The organism is Paraglaciecola sp. (assembly GCF_039942875.1).
Taxonomy (GTDB): Bacteria; Pseudomonadota; Gammaproteobacteria; order Enterobacterales; family Alteromonadaceae; genus Paraglaciecola.
The window spans coordinates 67,818-90,125 of record NZ_JBDVBQ010000056.1; the positions used below are offsets into that span (position 1 = coordinate 67,818).

23 protein-coding genes are annotated in these 22,308 nt (G+C 38.9%); 6 read left to right on the plus strand and 17 right to left on the minus strand.

Annotated features, from left to right (window positions below; translation table 11 throughout):
* Positions 1-100: 100 nt before the first annotated feature.
* Together zapE and ABJE44_RS19945 are read left to right on the plus strand one after the other, a co-directional pair.
* Positions 101-1,207: a cell division protein ZapE gene (zapE, locus tag ABJE44_RS19940; protein WP_348112097.1), complete on the plus strand. Its 1,107-nt coding sequence runs from the start codon at positions 101-103 to the stop codon at positions 1,205-1,207.
* Positions 1,208-1,340: 133 nt separating this feature from the next.
* Positions 1,341-2,063 carry a YebC/PmpR family DNA-binding transcriptional regulator gene (locus ABJE44_RS19945; RefSeq protein WP_348112096.1) on the plus strand — a complete coding sequence of 241 codons (723 nt, stop codon included), beginning with the start codon at positions 1,341-1,343 and terminating at the stop codon, positions 2,061-2,063.
* A gap of 88 nt (positions 2,064-2,151) precedes the next feature.
* Here the strand turns inward: ABJE44_RS19945 and ABJE44_RS19950 are convergent, their stop codons facing one another.
* The 7 genes from ABJE44_RS19950 to ABJE44_RS19980 all read right to left on the minus strand — a co-directional run bounded on the left by ABJE44_RS19950 (position 2,152) and on the right by ABJE44_RS19980 (position 8,566).
* Positions 2,152-3,318 carry an ABC transporter permease gene (locus tag ABJE44_RS19950; protein ID WP_348112095.1) on the minus strand — a complete coding sequence of 389 codons (1,167 nt, stop codon included), beginning with the start codon at positions 3,316-3,318 and terminating at the stop codon, positions 2,152-2,154.
* Positions 3,311-4,231, minus strand: coding sequence for an ATP-binding cassette domain-containing protein (locus ABJE44_RS19955; RefSeq protein WP_348112094.1), 921 nt, complete (start codon positions 4,229-4,231; stop codon positions 3,311-3,313). The genes ABJE44_RS19950 and ABJE44_RS19955 overlap by 8 nt, the downstream gene beginning before the upstream one ends.
* Before the next feature lie 99 nt (positions 4,232-4,330).
* Positions 4,331-5,305: a 5'-methylthioadenosine/S-adenosylhomocysteine nucleosidase gene (locus ABJE44_RS19960; RefSeq protein WP_348112113.1), complete on the minus strand. Its 975-nt coding sequence runs from the start codon at positions 5,303-5,305 to the stop codon at positions 4,331-4,333.
* A gap of 208 nt (positions 5,306-5,513) precedes the next feature.
* On the minus strand, positions 5,514-6,068 hold the full coding sequence (gene folE, locus ABJE44_RS19965; protein WP_348112093.1) for a GTP cyclohydrolase I FolE: 555 nt from the start codon (positions 6,066-6,068) through the stop codon (positions 5,514-5,516).
* 151 nt (positions 6,069-6,219) lie between these two features.
* Positions 6,220-6,402 (minus strand): hypothetical protein, encoded by a 183-nt coding sequence (locus tag ABJE44_RS19970; protein ID WP_348112092.1) that lies wholly within the window; start codon positions 6,400-6,402, stop codon positions 6,220-6,222.
* A gap of 36 nt (positions 6,403-6,438) precedes the next feature.
* Positions 6,439-6,867 (minus strand): CopD family protein, encoded by a 429-nt coding sequence (locus ABJE44_RS19975; RefSeq protein ID WP_348112091.1) that lies wholly within the window; start codon positions 6,865-6,867, stop codon positions 6,439-6,441.
* Between the two features lie 22 nt (positions 6,868-6,889).
* Positions 6,890-8,566, minus strand: a complete 1,677-nt coding sequence (locus ABJE44_RS19980; protein WP_348112090.1) for a chloride channel protein — start codon at positions 8,564-8,566, stop codon at positions 6,890-6,892.
* A 125-nt stretch (positions 8,567-8,691) separates the two neighbouring features.
* On the opposite strand from ABJE44_RS19980, the gene ABJE44_RS19985 reads away from it, so the two are divergent.
* Positions 8,692-9,390: a DUF6776 family protein gene (locus ABJE44_RS19985; RefSeq protein WP_348112089.1), complete on the plus strand. Its 699-nt coding sequence runs from the start codon at positions 8,692-8,694 to the stop codon at positions 9,388-9,390.
* Between the two features lie 74 nt (positions 9,391-9,464).
* Positions 9,465-9,809 (plus strand): iron-sulfur cluster insertion protein ErpA, encoded by a 345-nt coding sequence (erpA, locus tag ABJE44_RS19990; protein WP_133470797.1) that lies wholly within the window; start codon positions 9,465-9,467, stop codon positions 9,807-9,809.
* Positions 9,810-9,842: 33 nt separating this feature from the next.
* Here erpA and ABJE44_RS19995 read toward each other — a convergent pair whose 3' ends face one another.
* From ABJE44_RS19995 to rpe, 8 genes are all read right to left on the minus strand, one after another.
* Entirely contained in the window at positions 9,843-10,664 is an 822-nt protein-coding gene (locus ABJE44_RS19995) for a DUF1338 domain-containing protein (RefSeq protein ID WP_348112088.1), read from the minus strand.
* A 22-nt stretch (positions 10,665-10,686) separates the two neighbouring features.
* Entirely contained in the window at positions 10,687-12,159 is a 1,473-nt protein-coding gene (gene astD, locus ABJE44_RS20000; RefSeq protein ID WP_348112112.1) for a succinylglutamate-semialdehyde dehydrogenase, read from the minus strand.
* Positions 12,156-13,190: an arginine N-succinyltransferase gene (gene astA / locus ABJE44_RS20005; RefSeq protein WP_348112087.1), complete on the minus strand. Its 1,035-nt coding sequence runs from the start codon at positions 13,188-13,190 to the stop codon at positions 12,156-12,158. Before astA ends, astD begins: the two co-directional genes overlap by 4 nt.
* 21 nt (positions 13,191-13,211) lie before the next feature.
* Positions 13,212-14,417, minus strand: coding sequence for an aspartate aminotransferase family protein (locus tag ABJE44_RS20010; protein ID WP_348112086.1), 1,206 nt, complete (start codon positions 14,415-14,417; stop codon positions 13,212-13,214).
* Positions 14,418-14,695: 278 nt separating this feature from the next.
* Positions 14,696-15,859, minus strand: a complete 1,164-nt coding sequence (locus ABJE44_RS20015) for an HDOD domain-containing protein (RefSeq protein ID WP_348112085.1) — start codon at positions 15,857-15,859, stop codon at positions 14,696-14,698.
* 195 nt (positions 15,860-16,054) lie between these two features.
* Positions 16,055-16,663, minus strand: a complete 609-nt coding sequence (locus tag ABJE44_RS20020) for an aminodeoxychorismate/anthranilate synthase component II (RefSeq protein WP_348112084.1) — start codon at positions 16,661-16,663, stop codon at positions 16,055-16,057.
* Between the two features lie 6 nt (positions 16,664-16,669).
* A complete protein-coding gene (trpS, locus tag ABJE44_RS20025; protein WP_348112083.1) occupies positions 16,670-17,674 on the minus strand; it encodes a tryptophan--tRNA ligase in 1,005 nt (334 codons plus the stop codon).
* A gap of 51 nt (positions 17,675-17,725) precedes the next feature.
* A complete protein-coding gene (gene rpe, locus ABJE44_RS20030) occupies positions 17,726-18,403 on the minus strand; it encodes a ribulose-phosphate 3-epimerase (RefSeq protein ID WP_348112082.1) in 678 nt (225 codons plus the stop codon).
* A 313-nt stretch (positions 18,404-18,716) separates the two neighbouring features.
* Here rpe and ABJE44_RS20035 point away from each other — a divergent pair, with 313 nt between their 5' ends.
* Both ABJE44_RS20035 and ABJE44_RS20040 read left to right on the plus strand, forming a co-directional pair.
* Positions 18,717-19,385 (plus strand): TorF family putative porin, encoded by a 669-nt coding sequence (locus ABJE44_RS20035; protein WP_348112081.1) that lies wholly within the window; start codon positions 18,717-18,719, stop codon positions 19,383-19,385.
* Positions 19,386-19,547: 162 nt separating this feature from the next.
* The gene (locus ABJE44_RS20040; protein ID WP_348112080.1) at positions 19,548-19,865 is read left to right on the plus strand and encodes a hypothetical protein; all 318 of its coding nucleotides are present in this window, start codon (positions 19,548-19,550) and stop codon (positions 19,863-19,865) included.
* Positions 19,866-19,886: 21 nt separating this feature from the next.
* On the opposite strand, the gene ABJE44_RS20045 is transcribed toward ABJE44_RS20040, so the two are convergent.
* Together ABJE44_RS20045 and ABJE44_RS20050 are read right to left on the minus strand one after the other, a co-directional pair.
* The gene (locus ABJE44_RS20045) at positions 19,887-20,711 is read right to left on the minus strand and encodes a Dam family site-specific DNA-(adenine-N6)-methyltransferase (RefSeq protein WP_348112111.1); all 825 of its coding nucleotides are present in this window, start codon (positions 20,709-20,711) and stop codon (positions 19,887-19,889) included.
* Between the two features lie 81 nt (positions 20,712-20,792).
* On the minus strand, positions 20,793-22,304 hold the full coding sequence (locus tag ABJE44_RS20050; protein WP_348112079.1) for a DamX protein: 1,512 nt from the start codon (positions 22,302-22,304) through the stop codon (positions 20,793-20,795).
* Positions 22,305-22,308 lie beyond the last annotated feature (4 nt).

The window sequence follows — 22,308 nt, forward strand, 5'->3', positions numbered from 1 at the left end:
TTATTTGAATTCAAGTGTAAATGAATGATGAAAATATAAGATTCATTCATACACGGTTTCATCTGTAATAGGCATATAGCGATAGGAAACTCGGGTAAATATGTCCACACAGACACCTTGGCAAAAATATCAACTTGATCTTCAAGAGCAAGATTTTCAATACGATGCAGCGCAAGAAAACGCGGTAAAAGAATTACAACGTCTCTTTGAAGAGCTTACGCACCCTGAACAGAAGCGTACTTGGCGTATTAAATTACAAAATCGTTTTGGAAAGGGAATGACCAAACCTTCGATACAAGGTATTTATTTTTGGGGAGGAGTAGGGCGAGGTAAAACGTATTTGGTGGATACCTTCTATGAATGTCTACCTTTTAAAAGAAAAATGCGTATTCATTTTCACCGTTTTATGCACAGGGTTCATCAGGAAATGCGTGCTTTAGATGGCCAGTCAGATCCTTTAAAAATAATCGCTAAAAAATTTGCAGCTGAAACCAAAGTTATTTGTTTTGATGAGTTTTTTGTGTCCGATATAACAGATGCAATGATTTTGGGTACCTTGATGGAAGCTCTATTCGGCCATGGCATTGTCTTAGTGGCAACCTCTAACATAGTGCCAGATGAGCTTTATAAAAACGGTTTACAGCGCGCTAGGTTTTTACCCGCCATTGAGTTAATTAATCAAAATACCCGCATAGTAAATGTTGATAGTGGCGTAGATTACCGCCTGAGAACCCTACAACAAGCTGAAATATTTCATCACCCTTTAGATGACAAAGCGAATGAAAACTTACATCGCTATTTTAAAGAGTTAGCACCAGAAGAAGGCACAGAAAACCAATCCATCGAAATAGTAGGCAGGCTGATCTCAGCTATTAACTATGCTGATGGTGTGGTGATGTTTGAGTTTAGAGCTGTGTGTGATGGCCCAAGAAGTCAAACAGACTATATGGAGATAAGCCGATTTTATCACACAGTTTTACTCGCCAATGTAGAACAAATGGGACAGGCCACTGATGATATTGCTAGGCGCTTCATCGCTATGGTTGATGAGTTCTATGAACGCAACGTCAAGTTAATTATTTCTGCAGAAGTTCCTTTAGAGTCACTCTACTCTGAAGGGCAATTAAACTTTGAATTTAGACGCTGCTTAAGTCGCTTAAAAGAAATGCAATCTCACGATTATTTGGCCTTACAGCATATTCCATAGGGACTAATTGCAAGTATGCTCCAAAGGGAGGATTGCTTTTGTACTCTGTCTAGAATATCGGTAAAATCAAGATACTAAAGCTAGTTTGAGTTGGTTCGAGCAATGGGCTCGTTATTAAAAAGAGAATAATTTAATGGGAAGAAAGTTCGAAGTTCGTAAGGTCTCCATGGCAAAAACCGCTGGAGCAAAAACCAAGGTATATTCTAAATACGGTAAAGAAATTTATGTGGTTGCTAAAAATGGTGGAACCGATCCACAGGCAAACTTATCGTTACGTCGATTAATAGAGAAAGCTAAGAAAGATCAGGTACCAAGCCATGTAATTGATAAAGCAATTGATAAAGCTGCTGGCGGCGCGGGTGAAGATTATGTACCTGCACGTTACGAAGGCTTTGGCCCTGGTGGTTGCATGGTTATCGTTGATTGCTTAACTGATAACAACAATAGAACCATTACAGATGTGCGTAACTGCTTTACTAAAACAGGTTCAAAATTAGGTGTTGAAGGTACAGTAGGACATATGTTCGATCATCAAGCTGTTTTCGCCTTTAATGGCGATGATGAAGATGCTGTGCTTGAAGTATTAATGGAAGCTGACGTTGATGTGACTGAAGTGGAAGGGGAAGACGGTGTTATAACCGTATATGCCCCTCATACGGAATACAATAATACTCGAAAAGCCTTAATGGATAACGATCCTGAGCTTAAATTTGAAGCAGAAGAAATTACCTTTATCCCACAAACTGAATCAGCAGTAAGCGGTGACGATGTCGCAAATTTTGATAAATTTATGGATATGTTAGAGGACTGCGACGACGTTCAGCACGTTTATCATAATGCGGTTGTAGAGCGCTAGTTGTTATTTTTCTAAATTACTGATTAAAAAAAGCTGAGTTATTACTCAGCTTTTTTGATTCTGAAGTAAAAAACGCTCGGCTAGAGCTTTAAGTCTTTTTTAGCATGCTACGCCAGATTTCAGCCCATCCAGGCTCTTTACCAAATAGGGTAATATTGGCCCGAAAAACACGTGTAGCAAAAAGGCGAACATAATAAATACCTATCACTAAAAATACTAGCGACAGTGCGATATGCCATATTGGTACACTCATAGAAGCAATACGCATTGGCATAAAGCTTATTGACGTAAGCGGGAGTAATGATAGTACTTTGGCTACTTGGCCATTGGGCTCGCCCATAACAATGAATACTAGCATCACGGGCACCATAGGTAACATCATTAGGCCTGTTTTCCCTGAATGATTCGGGTCATCTATAGTGGCTGCAAAACCCACAAATACGTAATTCCAAAACAATACGCCTAGTACACAAAATAGAATTATTTGGGATAGGACCGCAGCGGATACATTGAGATCTTGTCCGCCATCTGAAAACACAGAAATACCTGAAAATACAATTAATATCATCAAGCTGGTGGTGATAAGGCTTTTAAAACTAGATAAACATAAACCTAGGGCTTTACCGTCTACCCACTGTTGGTGGTTGATGCAGGTTAGTAATTGCTCGGTAATACGGTGTTGTTTTTCTTGAGTGACTGAAGTGAAGCATAGCCCAAAGCTACTAAATACTGCCATGGCACTGAGCACAGAGGCGAGTATTGCGAGGGTTTTGACGTTACCACCTACTATTTTTTCTGCTTGGTTTATAAGGTTTAATGTAATTGGATTTTCAAGTTTCTTTAGTTGTTCGTTGCTGACGCCCATCTCTTGTAACAATATCGACTTTTGAGCATCGGTAAGATTTTTTTTGAGTTCTTCTTGCCAACTGCTTTGTTGAGCAACATACAGAGTGTAGACGTCACTTTTTTCTACCTTTAGCACCCCATCTAGGTGAGTGTTTTCTATTTCATCTAAGAGCTGTTCTGTTGTGAGTGTGGAAGTTAATGTGGATAAGGAAAACTTGTTATCGAGTTCAGTATTTATCTCTCCAATAACCGCAAGATTAACGACTTTCTGAGTGCTATTTTTATCCCATACTTGCACCGCAAATATGGCCCCATAAATGGTTAACATAACTAGATAGCTAATGATGTCTTGCTTCCATTTAAAGTTACGCATAAATTCCCACCGGGCAACTAGCAATATCTTATCCATTGTGAGTTCCTTGAATGCTATTTATATAAATGTCATGCAGGCTGGGCTGGTGAATTTGTAAGCCTTCTATTTGGTGGGATGTGAGCATAGTTTGTAAAAACTGTGGGACAGGGCAAGCATGAGATAGGGTAAACTTGATGCTGTTGTTATCTAGACTGCTTGTTTTTATCAATTGTTCACTTAAAGGGAAATCACTTAATGTAACTGGATCGCTGAATTGCACGATTAAGCTATTTCCTAACTTAGCGGACTCTCTAATTTCTTGCATTTCTCCGTATAAAGCGGCTTTACCATGGTTCATTAGTAAAAATCTATCGGCTAGCTTTTCAACTAGAGACATTTGATGGGCACTGAGAATGATAGTGGTGCCTTGTTGTTTAAGAGTTTGTAGAAACTGAATTACCTTTTCTTGGTTGATGGGATCTAAACCAGAGAAGGGCTCATCTAAAAATACAATTTTGGGCTGATGGATAATGGCACTGATGAGTTGTACTTTTTGTTGATTACCTTTCGATAAAGATTTGAGTTGGTCTTTTTTTCGCTCATTTAAATCAAAAACTGTTAACCATTTCTCGGCTTGGCTATGTGCTTCAGATTTACTCATGCCCTTTAATTGGCCCATATAGATTAGGGTATCTATGATTGAACTTTCTTGATACAAGCCCCGCTCTTCAGGTAAGTAACCGAATAATTCACTAGTTAAGGTAATGGTTTTATTTTGGTCATCGAAAAACTGAATGTTTCCGGTATCAGGGTACGTTAAGCCAATTAACATTCTAATGGTGGAGGATTTACCTGCACCATTTGGGCCGAGTAATGCAAAAATTTCCCTTGAATGAACCTCAAATGATAGGTCGTCTACCGCTAAAATTTCTACATATTGTTTTTTTACTTGAGTTACCGATAGACGCATACTTTATTCCCTGAATTAGCTACGTCTATGGTAATTGACAGCGGCTTGCTATAACAGCAACCTTTAAAAGTAAGTGTTGCAAAATATTTGTGTGATTTATTATAAGTTCACAATTTGGTCTAACAACCCAATCATTAACTTTGTTCCTGTACCTGATGCAATACCATCAAATACATTTTCAACATTTTTACCTTGTTGGCCACCGGCTAAATCACTGATTGAACGGATAATGACCCAGTCTACATCGTTGATGAAGCATACTTGGCCAACAGCGGCAGATTCCATTTCAGACACCTGAGCGGTATAAACTCTTTGTAGCCACTGGCGATAGTCTGCGTTATCTAGAAATACAGACCCTGTTACACCATTGCCCCCAACTTTTATTTGAATAGGATGACCAGATGGCATTTTTATTGGGCTAACGGCCGCAACTGCTTTTTTAGTTAATTCAATCAACTCTGGTGTTGCTGTAAAATACGGCATTTGTCTTGGCTCATCCCAGCCCTCTTTCACAACAGCCATTTCTTCTGGATGAATAAAGCCATAGTTTTCATATTTTGGCGCGTGGGGGTCGTTTAGTTCTCTTGCTTTATAGCGGCCGAGAGCTGCTTCATAGTAGTCAGGTAGTATGAATTCACCTGCTTCTTTTTTATCGGGATTTACGTACACAGATTCATCATGAAAATACCAGCGTTCAGGTATGGCTATATCCCCAGGTTGAAATTCTGGGTTAATAGCCCCGGCTATACCCATCATCACTACTCTATCAATAGGAAAATAATCTAGAGCCATTTGCATTGTCATTGCGGCATTGGGAACGCTAATGCCAGTGGTAAAAATAACAATGGGCTCACCTTTATAGGTACCCAATTGGTATTTAACGCCTTTAATTGTGATAGTTTCAGTAATTTGGGCATCATCTAGCTTGCTGAATGCATGATCTATCGCTTTTATTTCAGGCTCATAAGCTGCAACAATGGCAGTCCATTTATTTTCAACTGAAAACTCTTTTGGGCCGTACTCTTGAGTTTTAGCAACAATCTGACTACTAAAAAGTACTAGGCAATGAAGCATGAGTAGGTGAATGAATAATTTGTTTAACATTTGGTTTCCTCTTATTTGAAACTTACGCAGCCAAAAGTATGAGCGTGCATTTATTATTGTTTAGTGTTTAATTGAGAAGTTATCTTTTAATTATATTTTAACGGAGTGTCGGCTCCTTAATGTGAATTATTAAGTCATGGCTTTAGACTTAGTGTTAAATATATTAGAACGCTTTAAGTTACTTTCCTATCAGTCTAAGGAACTCATTTCGTGTAGCGTCTGATGAACGCATTGAACCGAGCATGACTGATGTTATCATCGAAGAATTTTGTTTTTGTACACCTCGCATCATCATGCACATATGTTTTCCTTCCATAATTACGCCAACGCCGGTAGCCCCTGTTATTTCTTGAACGGCATCTGCAATTTGTTTGGTTAGCCCTTCTTGAATTTGAAGCCTTCTTGAAAACATATCAACGATTCGAGCGAATTTTGATAAACCTAACACTTTACCTTGAGGTAAGTAGGCAATATGACAACGGCCGATAAATGGAAGCACATGGTGCTCACATAATGAATAAAATTCAATATCTTGTACTATCACCATTTCATCGCTATCGGCTTCAAAAACAGCGCCATTGACGACATCTTCTAAGTTTTTTTCATAACCATCGGTAAGAAATTGCATGGCCTTTGCGGCGCGCTTGGGAGTATCTACTAAGCCACCACGATTCACATCCTCACCTAAAATTTCGAGAATACTTGAATAGTGGTCAGCTAATTTATTTGACATGAAGTTGGCTCTTAGAGGGGTTGTAAGTGGCATCTTGCTAATTTAGGGTTAGATAAATACCGAATTAATTGGCTAATGATAACATTTTCTATTGAATGGAATAAATACCGCTGTCACGGCATTATCATATTTATGTTTAGAACAATCGCCCTTAACGAGTTTTATTTGACGGTGACAAAAAAGATCGAACTTCAAAAAGGTAAAGGTCTAATTCTTTTTTAGCTGTCTCGTAATCTTTAGCGTACTCTTTTGAAGCGGTATCGTTTTTGTATGCTTCGAAAGCATCATCTGCTCGCCCCATCAATTCTTTAAGTTTATTTTTATTGAAATCCATATCATTTCACTTAGTTAAGAATAGAGAATCAACTCATTACACATACTTTACTACTGCTAACCCGATAATTGCGAGAACTATTAATACTGGAGACTCATTTAAAAATCTATAAAACTTTGCAGAATGCTTATTTTTATCCTTAGCAAATGCCCTCATTATAAAAAATAGATAAATATGATAAACGTAAAGGACTGACACTAATGCTAATTTTATATGCAACCAATGTGCGGCTGCAAACCATTGGGCACCGTATAGTGTTATCAACCATATACCTAATACTAAGGTTAAAATGGCAAAAGGTGTGATAAAAAACCATAATCGCCTTTCCATTACTTTAAACTGGTCTTTTACAGCCTGATTGTTAGTTAAAGCATGATAAATAAATAATCTGGGTAAATAAAAAATACCTGCCATCCATGCAACCATAAAAAACAGGTGGAAGGCTTTTATATACAGCATTGTCATATTTTACTCGCATAGGGGCCAGTTAAAAACTAGCTTGGTGTAAATTGTCTCTTAACTTATTCCAACTGATAACGCCAATGATGTCATTTGGGGTGCCTGCATATATGTAAACAGCCCCTTGTCGTTTAGTTGCCAATATTCCATATACTTCGGCTAAGGTCGCTTGAGATTTTACGCCTTTCATTTCAGTAAAGGTAATACGTCTAGTGTCACAATCTGGTTCTTGATCATAACCTACAAGTGAATACTGAATCGCATCTTCAAGGTTGGATTTGCGCACCACAGTGGTATTTACAGATGAATCTAATAAATTCACTAAGTTATCATTTTGTTCCACGACCAGCTTATAGTTATCTTCCATAACTGACAACACCCCCGTTTTTTGCAATTCCCCTAAAACAGAAGATAAGGTGTATGGAAGTTTTTGAAACTCCAATTGGCGGATAAAAATAGAGCTGTTACCTAAAAACTGTGTGGAGGTAACGTAAGCTGGCACAATCACTAGGATTGCGGGTAATATCAATTGTGGACTATACGATAACTCCATTACTGCTGACAATGCAGCTAAAGGAGCATGTACCACAGCGGCCATTAATCCTGCCATTCCAAGTAAAGAAAAGCTTCCCTGTAACTCGTTTGAATTCTCGACAAATAAACCAAGCGGAGCGGCGAGTATTGCACCGCTTATCATACCAATTACAAATACAGGCCCCATTACTCCACCTGGGATCCCTAGCCCTATAGCAATGACTGTTAGAAAAAATTTTGCACATAAGACTGCAATTAATATTTTCATACTGTCATTTTCAGCAATAAATTCATGGGCAGAGTGAAAATGTGCGCCTAGAGAGTCGGGTAAGATAACCCCTATTATCCCAGTGATTACACCGGCTATAATAAGTCGATAAACCATATTTAGACGATTCGAACGCTGCATTACGAACATTAGAAAGTTATTAAATAATGAGGCCACAAAGCCAAGCACAATGCCAAAAATAATTAAGTACAGGTATACCCATTGGCTGAAATCATGAAATTGTATAAACGATAGTTCTTGTGCTTCGCCAAATACCGCTCTGGTCATGACACTGCCACAGGCCGCTGCGAGCATAACGGGTATAAATATGTGGATCCTGTACTCTCTGAGTACTACTTCCATTACAAAAATAACGGCAGCAAAAGGGGTATTGAAAGACGCTGAAATACCCGCAGCAATGCCACACCCAGATAAAATTCTAATACTGTTATTTGGTAATTTTAACCATTGCCCAAAAAAACTACTCCCGAAAGCCCCAAGGTGCACGGAAGGACCTTCTCGACCAACAGAAAAACCACTAGCTAAGGCAACGGCCCCACCTAAGAATTGATTGACCGTGGTACGAAAAGGGATACGCCCAAAAAAATGTTTAATTCTGTGAATAACAAATGGGATACCCATACGGTAATGTTTAAAGCCTGTTAGATAGGCAATGAAAATAATGCATAGTGCACCCATTATTGGTAATACAAGCCGGATAATTGGGTCTAATTCACCATATTGATTGGTTTCTACTAAAAATTTGGTTTGTAACCAATCTACAGTTAATCGAAATAGTATAATTAGAGACGCCGCGCACACGCCCCCTATAATGCCTATAAGACACAATTGAATAGAAGTATTGGGTTTGGCGAGTTCTTTTCTAAAGGCGTTAAGGTTCATAAACAAAAAGAAAGTATTTTAATTGTTTAGTTCTCTACAGCTTATCACAAGCTATTGTATTTAAAACTAATTTCCAGAGTGTTAGTATGCAATTATGGTGACTTTACAACCTTCGAGAGAATATCTTGACTCTAGCAGAGTATAAAAAACAGTTTGGGGCGTTTCGGGTATACGCTTTTTTGGTTGTAATCATTAGTGTAGCTTTGTATCTCGGCTTTAAATTAGGAGGGGCTAACCAAAGCAGACAAGCATCTCTTATTTCTATTCATGAGCAGAGTATTCAAAACCTAACTACTGAAAACTTAAAATTAACCAAAGACTTAAATGTGTTGGGCGTGGAACTCGAGATCGCCAAATTGGCGCAGATGCGCCATAAAAGTGAAATCGAAACAATATTAGATCGAGAGAAAAAGTTAAAATCCACATTGGAATTTTATCAACAAGTCATGGCTCCAGAGCTTAAAGAAGAAGGGTTCTCTATTGAGGGTTTTTATGCCGAGCCTACATTAAGTGAAAACTCCTACCGTTTTGAGTTGGCACTGGTACAACATGAAAAAACAAAAAATACTCTTAAAGGTACCTTAAATATATCACTAGTTGGTAGTGAAAACGGCCAACCAAAAGAATACCCCCTTAAACAGTTCTTACCGGAGCAACAGGCTTTGCGTTTTAGCTTTAAATACTTTCAATTACTTAATGGAGAAGTAACGCTTCCCACCGGGTTTCAACCTGAAAAAGTCACAGTACATGCAGCTATTTATCAGTTTAAACGTAAAAAAGGTGAGTTAACCACCACATTCGATTGGTTATCTACGCGGGAATAGTTGACCATTTTAGTCAGGTACTGGATAATCTATACTACATAGTGTGTCCTTATTGTTTAATTGAGATTTTTGTTATGACTGTGCAAACCGCTTTACCTATTGAATTTTCAGATGCTGCTGCTAAAAAAGTAAAAAACTTAGTGGAGGAAGAAGAGAATCCAAACCTTAAATTACGTGTATACGTTACAGGTGGTGGGTGTTCTGGCTTTCAGTATGGCTTTACTTTTGATGAAAAGGTCAATGATGGCGATACAACTATTGATAAAAATGAAGTGACATTAGTGGTTGATCCAATGAGCCTGCAATACTTAGTAGGCGGAGAGGTGGATTACACCGAAGGGTTAGAAGGCTCTAGGTTCTTAGTCAATAATCCTAATGCAACCACAACCTGCGGTTGTGGTGCATCATTTACGGTTTAACCGAGTTTAGCTGGACTATATTTTGCTGACGGACTATTTGGAGTTTGTACTTTCAAATATTTTGTCAGCCGACGCAGCGACAAAACCTTGATATAACTCACCATTGCTCATTGGATACCGTTGAGCAAACTCGTAGAAACAACTCGGTACTACTTTTTTCGCATCTGTAAACTCAACTTCAACTTTATCTGCCATGGTGGAAGACTGCGCCAGTAACACTTCAGGCCCGCCTTTTATTTCGCCACCAGAGGTATTCAAGGTAAATCCAGCTTGTTTCAATCTACTATTAACAGCAGCCAACTCATGAATACTGTGCATATGGTTCAAGCTAACAGTGAAGTGATTAGCACAATACCCCCAAACCGACATCCAGGCAGCATATTCTGAGTGAGCAACTAAGGTTTCATACTCTTGTAATGACACTTGCCAGTGCTTCCCAGAGTATAAAAAGTCATCTTGTTGCCAAGCATCATCAGCAACCTTAGTTAGCATTTTATTAATGATACTTTGCACTTGTTGAGGCATCTCTTCAATTAGCAATTCACTTATAAATACTTTTGGTTGCCTAGTGTCAGGGTGCTCAAAGTGCTTTGCTCGCAGCTTTTTTTGTTCAAAGTTGTATTGACCTTGCTCTGTATACCCTAAGTCTAAAAAATGCTGGGCTAATTTGTTCAAATTAACCTTATCCGCATTGAATGTACGTAGTGCAATATGATCATTTACTAAGCTTGATGCTTGCTGTGTTTCTTTTGCTTCGTATTCTTCAAGTAACGTATGAATTTTGAAAGCTGAAGGCGTAATTGCTACATAACTTTGCCATAACTTAGCAAAAAGGGTATTGATTTCGTGTGCCATAAAAATCCTTCCTTCGGTAAAGCTAAATACTTAATCCAGGGCTAAGTGTGCCCGGTAAACTGACTTTTTCAAGTTCAACTGAGGCAACCGGGTAAGCACAGTAATCAGCCGCATAATAGGCGCTTGCTCTATGGTTACCGCTATCGCCGATCCCTCCAAATGGAGCTGCTCCGCTCGCTCCAGTTATAGGTCTATTCCAATTAACAATACCGGCGCGAATACGCTGGTAAAAATACTGATAGTCATCTTTATTATCTGCTAATAAGCCTGCCGATAAACCAAAACTAGTATTGTTGGCTTCTGTAATAGCATTATCGAACGTGTCATAGCGTATTACTTTTAGTAGAGGCCCAAAATGCTCTTCATCTGGTAGAGTAGAGATGATGTCAGTGACATCAATAATGCCAGGTGTAACAAAACCAGACTCTTTGTCTTGATGGACTAATGGTACTAGTGACCTCGCACCTAACTCGGTAAGTTGTTGTTGCGCATTAACCATTAGGTTCGCTGCTTGCTTTGAAATCATAGCGCCCATAAACGGCTGTTCATCAGCGTCGTAATCACCCACTTTAATATTCTCAGTTGCTTTGGTAAGCTTTTGTAAAAGTTTATCCCCAGCTGGCCCCTGCTCGATAAATAAACGTCGTGCACAGGTGCAGCGCTGCCCAGATGTTACAAAAGCAGACTGAATAATATCGTGAACGGCTGCATTGATATCAGCTACGTCTTTGACGATTAAGGGGTTGTTGCCGCCCATTTCTAAGGCTAATATTTTGCCTGGGTGTCCTGCAAATTGTTCATGTAATATTTTACCAGTACGAGAACTACCGGTGAAAAACAGTCCATCTAAACCTGTATGAGATGCTAGGGCTTTGCCGGTTTCAACTTCCCCTTGAACCATATTCAAAACGCCAGCAGGTAATCCGGCTTGTTCCCATAACTGGATAGTTTTTTCAGCTACTAAAGGGGTTAAATCAGAAGGCTTAAATACTATGGTGTTGCCAGCGAGTAATGCCGGGACAATATGTCCATTTGGCAGGTGCCCCGGGAAATTGTAAGGGCCAAAAACCGCTACCACACCATGGGGTTTATGGCGAATAAACGCTTTGCCTAAAGGCATTGAGTTTTCTACTGTGCCGGTTCTGTCATGGTAGGCCTTTTCTGATAAGCCGATTTTCCCAATCATAGCAGCAACTTCTGTTGCTGTTTCCCATAAAGGTTTGCCCGTTTCTTGAGCAATAGAAAGGGCGAGAGCGGACTTATTATCAGCTAATAGTGCCGCAAACTTTTTTACATAGGCTAAGCGAGTTTCAAGGGGGGTATTGCTCCATGGAATAAAAGCCAAGCGAGCTGCTTTTATTGCAGCATCAACTTGACTCGTATCAGCGGACTTAGCCTGCCAGATAGTTTGCTTTTTTGCAGGATCGATAGATTGAATATTATGTCCGTCACCTAAGTGCCAGACCCCATCAATGAAATGAGTAGTCATGATTATGTCCTGAAGTGAGTAGGGGCAAAGCGAATTTCATCACCATCTTTTATGCCCAATGCGTCAGCTGATTGCTGACTTATAATTGCGTAGTTTGATTGTTTGTCGACTTCAAGGCTGGTACAGATACCTCTAAAGTCTTTAATCTGCGTATTAATAGCGAAAAACTTTCGCTCTGACTCAGGTAGTAGTGCTTGAATCTTAACAGGCATTTTTCGACTAGTTTGTGCTGTTCTAATATGTTTTAGGTTGGCTTCAACCGTAGGGCCGGCATCAAAAATATCTACATACCCTCTAGAGCTAAACCCTTCTTGCTCCAGTAATTGTAAAGCTGGTTTGGTCTTCTCGTGCACTTGTCCGATGACGGCTTGAGCTTGTTTACTGAGTAAGCTCACGTAAATAGGATACTTGGGCATTAATTCAGCAATAAACTGTTTCTGCCCAATACCTGTGAGGTAGTCTACTGTTGGGAAGTCCATCGAGAAGAAATGCTCTTCTAGCCACTGCCAAAAGGGCGACTGACCAGTGTCGTCATTTATACCTCGCATCTCTGCGATTATGGTGTCAGCAAATCTTTGTTTATGTTCCATCATGAACAAAAACCTAAATTTTGATAGTAATCGCCCGTTTAAGTTTTCACGGGCGTTTTGCCGCAAAAATAGGGTGCAAATTTCAGATACCCCCGTGTAATCGTTGCAAAGAGTTAAAATATCTACTGTGTTGTAAATGTTTAACTCCCGAGAGGCGTGCACCACTTTGCTTAAATGATAATGGTAAAATGCATCATCTAAACCGACACTGGAGGCGATGCCGCTGGTACCGACTACTTCTTTAGTTTGAGTATCTTGCATTACAAATAAATAGCTTTCATCACCTGGCTGAGTCACTGATTTATTAAATGACTCAAGTGATTTATCTATTTTACTATTCAATAATGCTTCATTCACCGGTAAGGACGTAAAACCCACACCTGATTCTTGAGCTATGGCATGTAAAGATGAGTAGTCGCTCTTTTTTATGGGGCGAATAACTTTCATACTTTCTTCCTTGTAGTTATTTTAGCTCGCGACTGTTTTTGCTACTGCACGTTCAAAACGAGATAAACCTTCAATAATATCTTCATCCGAAATAACTAAGGAAGGTGCAAATCTTACGACATTGGCTCCTGCCACTAAACACATTAAGTTTTCAGCAGCAGCGGCGACTAAAAAGTCTCTAGAGCGACCTGCATATTGCTCATTTAGTACCGCACCTAGTAATAAACCTTTTCCTCTTATCTCACTAAAGCATTGATATTGAGTATTTATTTTTTCTAACCCAGTGCGAAATAGCCCTTCTTTGTGCTTAACACCGTCTAGTACTTCTGGAGTATTTACTATGTCTAGCACTTTTTCTGCAACGGCACAGCCTAATGGATTACCACCATAGGTGCTGCCGTGAGTTCCAACCTTAAGGTGTTTAGCTATCTCTGAAGTAGTTAACATGGCTGCGATAGGGAAGCCGCCCCCTAATGATTTTGCCGTGGTTAAAATGTCAGGTGTGACATCTAGGCCCAAATAGGCATATAAGTCACCGGTACGGCCCATACCTGATTGAACTTCATCAAAAATGAGTAGTGCGTTGTGTTTATCGCAAAGTGCTCTAACGCCTTTTACAAATTCAGTCTCAGGGCTTACAACGCCACCTTCCCCTTGAATGGGCTCCATCATCACAGCACAAGTTTTATCTGAAATTAATGTTTCAAGCGCACTTAGGTCATTGTAATCAATATGGTCTATGGCACTTGGTTTAGGGCCAAAGCCATCAGAGTAAGCAGCTTGTCCGCCTACTGTAACTGTAAAGAAAGTACGCCCGTGGAAGCCTTGGTTAAAAGCAATGATTTGATTTTTTTCAGCTCCAAATTTATCAACAGCATAGCGACGTGCTAGTTTAAGTGCAGCTTCATTTGCTTCTGCCCCTGAGTTGGCAAAATAAACTTTTTCTGCAAATGTGGCTTGGGTAAGTTTTTTGGCTAGCCTAAGCACTGGCTCATTAGTTAGCACATTACTCAAATGCCATACTTTTTCACTTTGCTCTTGGAGTGTTTTAACTAATTCTGGATGACAGTGACCTAATACATTGACGGCAATACCCCCTGCAAAGTCAATGAACTCAGTGCCCGCTTGATCCCATAGTCGAGAGCCTAGTCCTTTAACCGGTATAACGGCTGCGGGGTTGTAATTAGGGACCATTACTTCGTCAAATAAATCGCGGGTTACATTCATACTATTGCCTTAATATATTGGTCTCACAGAAATGATATTCGTGATGACTTTGTCCAAAAAAGGAAAATATTATGTCAGAACAATCCCTCTCTGTCTGCAATCAAATTTTACGCAACACGGCATTTTTAAAGGGGTTTTATTAGTTTTTCATGAATAGTGAATAACTATTAATTTATATTTCGGGGATTAAAATTCTTCTGGGTAGAGTCGTTACTATTATTACAGCGCCTTAATTGTGGAGGTACAAATTAGTGATTTTGCATTAATATGCGTAAAAATTATTCTGCACCAAATGTAAGGTCCAAGGTTCGAAGGTCGGTATTCTTCAGTATTTCAAGGTATCCTTTAGGCATATTTAGGCTTCTTACAAAGTCTTTCGATTGTTGTAAATCAATTAATTTGTAGCTTTTTAATATTCTATATTGTGCGTATCCATGACCTTGTTCTACCGCCTTTGCTAAAGCCGAAATGTCCGCAGCACATTTGTTTTCCACTAACTCTTGCATGGCATTGCCAATAAATACCCTCTTTAAATCCATTTTTTGTATAAGTTGGGTGCTTGTTTTTAGAGCATACTCTGAGTTTAAGTGGTTAAGAAAGTGACCTGAAGGAGTGAGTTTTAATAGGGCTAAATGCTCATCATGTTTACGAGCAGCTTCTGTTTCTTTTAAAGCTTGTATTTGCACACTATCAAATATTCTAAAATACAGTTTAGTAATCACTATTTTGCCAAGCTGCCTAAACATGCCAAGACAAAAAGCATGGTTGTGATTTAGGCCGGCAGCGCGTGCTATTTTTTTAGAAGCTAAGGCGCTTGCTAAGGCCTCTTCCCATATCCTCGTTTTTATAGTGGGGTAGGGGTCTGTTATTTGCGGCAATACGCGCCTAAAAGCTAAGCAAGTGACGACTGTGGTCAGGTTTTCTATGCCAAAAAAGCCTAATGCCGCTCTCATATTATCAACCACGACTAGCTTACCTTTGCTGTCTGTTCTTCTGTATTTAGGTTGGTTAATCATTTTTAACAAATCATTATAAAACCATGGTACGTTGGCTGCTAAAGGCTCGATTGATGAAATTGTGGCGGCTTTTAAACTTGTTGCATCTAATAACTGTGGCGTAGCGCTATCTAACCCCAATACTTTGTTATATAAAAAATCTACATCAATCAGACTTGCGGCTAATTGCGTTTGTATTTCACTATTTACTTGGTCAGATATTGAATTTATGAAGGATAACTCTGATTTGATATTTAAGTCTTTTTCTTGAATCGCTTGCTTTTCAACCCGCAGCAGTGACCGTGCTGTTTTACTTTGAGCGATTTCAATTTTACTTAATTTAGGTTTTCCATCTTGCATTAAATTTTGTTGTGCTTGTTTTAAATCTAAAAACAAATCATCAAAGCGGATCTTAATTAGTTGGTCGATGGGTAAGGGTTGGCTCATTTAATGTAAGGTTTCTTATTCGTTGTTAGTTTTATCGTTTAAGGCTGAATGAATGTTACCGCGTCAATTTATTTGTCAGCTATTTTAGTCTCTAACGTGATTTTACACAGAGACAGAGCTAACACCATTATTAACAGTATTTATCCATAAGTCTTTAACGGAATTCGCTTAGGTTTACTTTAACTAATTTTTTTATTAAGTGCATTTTAAGAAATTATTAAGTAACTCATGTCCATATTCAGTCAATAGCGACTCTGGATGAAACTGCACTCCAAAAATGGGCAAACTTTTGTGCTCAATAGCCATTACCTCTCCTGCAACTTTTACATTAGTTTTGAGTTCTGGGTGGAATTGCTCATCACCACACCATGCCGTGACCTTAAATTCTTTTGGTATAGTTTGGGCTTGAAGTAAAAGTGAATGGTAACGTGTTGCCCTAAAAGGGCTTTTAATACCTTTAAATAAAATCGAAGAGCTGTGGAATACTTGGTCAGTCTTACCATGTATTACTTTATTTGCATTGATTACCCTAGCACCAAAAACTTGGCCAATGGCTTGGTGTCCTAAACAGACCCCTAATATTGGTATTTTTCCAGCAAAATGACGAATTGCCTCAAGTGTAATACCTGCTTCATTTGGTGTACATGGACCGGGCGAAAATACCAAATATTGAGGGGTTAATGCTGCAATATCGTCGCAGCTAACCTGGTCATTACGCACTATGTTTACATCTTGCCCCAACTCTACAAAATAGCGGGCCAAATTGTGGGTAAAAGAGTCATAATTATCAATTAATAAAAGCATAAAAAATTAAGGACGTTTGATAAACCCTACTGCATCGTAGACTTTTTCAAGAGTCTTAGAGGCGCGCTCACTTGCTTTTTCAGCCCCACTTTTCATAATTTTATCTAGTTCAGCTTGGTCTTCCCGTAGTGCATGAAACTTTTCTTGAATGGGTTCAAGTAGTGCCACAACGGCATCAGCAACATCTGTTTTAAGGTGCCCATACATTTTGCCTTCATATTCAGGTACTAAACTATCTACAGACTGATTTGTTGCACAAGATAATAGAGTTAAGAGATTAGATACACCGGGCTTTTCTTTTATATCAAAGTAAATGCGTGCCTGTTCGTCAGAGTCAGTGACTGCTCGTTTTATCTTTTTGGCGATCTTTTTAGGATCTTCCAATAGACCAACAAAATTATTTACATTGTCATCAGACTTTGACATCTTTTTAGTTGGGTCTTGTAAGCTCATTACCCTAGCGCCAAACTCAGGAATGAAAGGTTCAGGTACTGTAAAGGTATCGCCATATAAATTATTAAAGCGTGTCGCAATATCTCGGGTTAATTCTAAGTGTTGTTTTTGATCATCGCCCACCGGAACTTGATTGGCTTGATACAATAATATATCTGCTGCCATTAACGCAGGGTATGTATATAAGCCAGAGTTGATATTAGAAACGTTTTTGGCTGACTTGTCTTTGAATTGTGTCATACGATTCAACTCACCCATTTGCGCATAACAGTTCATTATCCAGCCCAACTGAGTATGTTCAGGCACATGAGACTGCATAAAAATCGTGCTTTTTTGAGGGCTGATGCCGCAAGCCACATACAAGGCCAGCCCATCTAAACATGCTTGATGAAGTGCTTTAGGGTCTTGCCTGACAGTAATGGCATGTAAATCAACAAGCATATAAAGGCAGTCATGGTCATCTTGCATGTTCACCCATTGACGTAGAGCGCCTATATAGTTTCCTATGGTAAGTTGACCTGAAGGCTGGCAGCCACTGAGTACAATTGGTTTAGTCATATATGCTTCTATTATCTTTAATTTTTTAATTGTTTGGTTACGGGAGCTTTTTTAGTTAGCTAAAGCAAGCTCCGCTCGCATTTTATTGATTACATCTCGGTAATCTGCTTGACCGAAAATCGCTGACCCTGCTACAAACATATCAGCACCAGCTTCTGCAATGGCGCGAATATTATCGATTTTTACGCCCCCGTCAATTTCTAATCGTATATCATAGCCAGAACTATCTATTAAATTTCTAGTTTTGCGCAGTTTATCAAGAGATTCTGGAATGAAACTTTGGCCACCAAAGCCAGGATTTACCGACATTAATAATATGTGATGTAGCTTATGCATAACATGATCAAGGTGTGTTAAAGGTGTCGCAGGGTTAAACACTAATCCTGGTTTACAGCCATTGTCGATAATTAATTGCAAACTTCGGTCTATATGCTGCGAAGCTTCTGGGTGAAAGCTAATGTAACTGGCTCCAGCATCAGCAAACTGCTTTATCATATCATCTACTGGTTGCACCATAAGGTGCACGTCAATATCGGCGGTTAGCCCTTTTTTTCTTAATGCTTCACACACCAAAGGTCCAATAGTTAAGTTGGGTACATAGTGATTGTCCATCACGTCAAAATGCACTACATCAGCACCTGCGGCTAAAACGTTGTCAACCTCCTCGCCTAGCCGAGTGAAATCTGCAGATAAGATAGATGGGGCAATGAGGTAAGGATGTTTATTCATGATTGTCTCGTATGTAAGTGATTCAATATTTTATCTAAACCTGAATAGGGATGAAAGTCCGTAGTTTTGCACCAAAATGGTTCGTAAATTATTTTTTGGTGCACAAATTCATATTAAAAAGAAATTAATTGAGTTAATTAATTTCACGTGTTGTTAAAAAATATTTAATTAAAACAAATGGATAGATTGTTTCCCAAGTACAATCATTGTACGTTTTTTTATAGGCATTGGATTTGCTTTCAGTAGGCAAATAATAAAAATAATATGATAAAAAAACAGTAAAATTTTAATAATAATCGGAGTAACACAATACATGAAAACTTTTAAATTAACTGCAATCACTGCCACATTACTAGCAGCATCAAGCTTTAGCCAATTGGCCTCAGCGGAAGGTAGCTTGAGTGCCAATATAGGATATGTATCTGAGTATCATTTCCGCGGAATTCAACAAACGGATGCGGGTTCAACTAGTGCTGGTTTAGATTATGAAAATGGCGGTTTTTATGTAGGGACTTGGGCTGCTGATGTAGCAGATGGTCTAGAAGTTGATTTTTATGCTGGATATGGCTTTGAGCTTGACAGTGGTATTGCCCTTGGTGCAGGTTTCACTAGTTATCAATATACTGGTGATTTTGATAGTGCCTATAATGAAATTAATCTAAGTGCTGGCTACGAAATGTTCAGTTTTGAATATAGTGTGGGTACTTGGGATGGTTCAGATGACTATTTTGATGAAGATGATATGGTGGTTGAAGGTGACCCTGAAGCGGATTATAGCTTTATTGGATTAAGCTTAGAATTTGGCAGTTTCTCAGGCACTATCGGTTCTTGGGGCAAGGACTTTGACGGTGAGTACTTTGAACTAGCGTATGGCACAGAAATCGGCGGCTTTGATGTAGGTGTTGGGGTTATTGTAAGTGGTGCAGACCTTGATGACGACGAAGCTATGTACTTCTCTTTGAGTAAGTCATTTGATCTTTAATCAGTAATAATTAATTTTGTTTCTTTAAAGGCGCTATTAAGCGCCTTTTTTATATCTTATATAAATGGTACGACGAATTAACTAGTAGCTAAGGTAAATGGAGTGTGATGGTTTTTTGTGCAGTAGTATAATGCAACAAATTGTTTCAGTGCAGATAAGATTATGACAAAGAAGCTAAGATTTTCATCTACTATCGGAAGTACCGCTTTCATTGGCGTAATGGTAATTGCATTGTTTGGTTTTTTAAACCTATCAAGTTACCAACAACACAATTTTGCAGATTGCCCAGAAAATGTTGCTTTTCAGCATTCTTTGCCTCTGAGCCATCCTATAAATCGTTGTGCTGCAAAAGAGTCTCAAAGTATCAGTTGGACATCTTGGTTCACCGGCCATTCCAGCTCTTATCAATTTCACTTTATAGATTTATTAGAGTTGCTTTCCCGTGCTGCAGATTCTTCAGATAAAGCGCATCACCATTAGTACGTCAGTTACAGCTTGCTGCTATTTTTTAGAATATAAAGCCAATAACTCTGCTACTTTTAGCCTTTTGTTGCCATTTTGACTAATAAAGCGACTAACTTGCAGCTTTGTAATATCTGCACCTTGATATATGTCTCTTGTAAATTCGGTATCATGATTACTGACTAAAACCGGTATGTTTCGTGTTTCACTTGCTCGTTTTGCTAAATCAGCTAGCTTTATTTGGTTATCTAAAGTAAAGCCTCCCTTTGCGTAACTATTGAACATAGCCGTTTTACTAATTGGAGCATAAGGCGGGTCACAATAAATAATCGCACCTTGGCGGGCTTTGGCAAATACCTTCTCGAAAGAGGTGCAGGTAAATATGGCTTGCTGAGACTTTTCAGCAAAAAAGTGAATTTCTTTTTCGGGATAGTATGGGGCTTTATAGCGACCAAAAGGAACATTAAACTTGCCACTATTATTGTAGCGGCATAAGCCGTTATAGCCGTGCCTATTCAAATATAAAAAGAATACTGCTCTTTCGTACAAGTCATTGGTTTGATTAAACTCTTGCCTTATTTCGTAATAGCGTTGTTCGGCATTATTCACTGCGGTAAACAACTCTATACTATCTTTCACGTACTTATCGGCTTGCTTTTTGACAATATTATATAGATTGATGAGATCTGGATTGATGTCGTTAAGGAGATAACGCGGGTATTGGGTATTTAAAAATACAGAACCAGCGCCTACGAAAGGCTCAATTAATTTGTTTCCATCAGGTAGCTTGGCTTTTAAGTCTTCAATTAACTTATATTTTCCACCGGCCCATTTTAAAAAAGCTCTGTTTTTTTTGTCTTTTATTACAGCCAATGTTCTACCAAACTGAGATACGAATTTTATCAGGCCGAATTGTAACGGCCTATGATGAAAACAACAATTAGCTTAATCAACTTGTATGGCGATTTCTTGTTTTATTTGCATTACTCGTTTCACAAAAGGACTATTTCGAAGCATTGCAGCTGGTAACTTTTGGCTATGTAAGTTTGCCGCTTCAATTGACGGGAAGCTTTGATTGTTTAAAAGCACATACCATTTCACTGTATTTCGGTAGGTTGGGTAAATCCAAATTTGAGATTCTAATTTTTCATCCTTGATATAATTCATCAATGCATTGAAATTTGTCATGGCGGCAATTTGAATAACGAAATGAGAGTCTGGCAATGCTGATACTGCATCAATATCATTCAAATATTGGGTCTCAGCTGTTTTTAGCTCTGGAAGCTGGGAAGCTGAGGTTTCTGCTACAACAGTGCTCTGAGGTTCAGAAGTGATATCTGGTACAGCATAGTCTTGCTCAATCGAAGCTTTCTGAGGTGTTGAGGTTTCAATGTTAGTTACAATCAATTCAGGGGGCGCAGATACAGGCAACTCTGAGGCTTTTTCAGTTGCTAGCTCGGTGATCATTACATCACTCTTAATTGGTACTTGTGTGTCTACTTTTGATGCTACTTTACCTTCAACCTCTGCGACTGCCGTTTTCCAATCAGTCACTAATAAAGTGTTTAAATCATGCTGTATCTCTAACTTGGGCAATTGTTCGCTGGTTTGAGTCTTATCAGCAATGGGTTCTTCATTAATTTGACTTGATTTTTCGACCTTTATTGGGAGCGAAGGCGTTTCATTGACAGCTTCTACAGTGTTGTAAGCTGCTACCCACTTAAGGATGTTGTCAGAATACTGCCAACTCAAAATGCCAGCAAATGTGAGTACAAAAACCATACTAAGTAGGGTTATCATCCACCATTTTTTTAATAAAGGTGTATGAACATAGGTACTTTGGTTTCTATCTTTTATTCGTTCAGCAAATTTTTGACGGTTATGTTGAAGAAATGCCTCTAAATCGGTATGTTCTAGGGACTCAAAATTTTCTTCACCTAAGGTACTGCTCTCTGTGATAGGACTAATACTACTTTTTAGTATGATTGGCTTCTCTCTAGAGTGAGAAGCTAATCCTGATTTCATCTGTTCAGCCCAGCTTGATTCACCCATTAACAATACGTTTAGATGTTGTTTATTGTTTGCAAATCGGCTTTGTAAAACTAACTCCCAGATTTCTTTTACGAGTTTATTAGGGAGGTTATCGGCCTGGAAAATACTAATAAGTACAGTGCCATCCTTGTTATTTAACGGAGCTAATAATTGATTTAGTGGGCGATGAAAGTCAACATTTTGTGTATTGGTAAGCAATTGCTTGAAAATTGTTTCTCGGTAACTAGCGAGTGGAGTAAGAGGGTCTGCGTTGACAAGGGCTACATCGGTTTGGTCATCTTGCTGGCTTAAAAAGCTCTCTACCACACGGGATTGTTGTTTGATTTTATCTGTACAAACAAATACCAGTTGGGAGGAATAACTAATTAAATAATCTAAACGGTCGCTTAGCTCTGTGGTTGCCATTTCT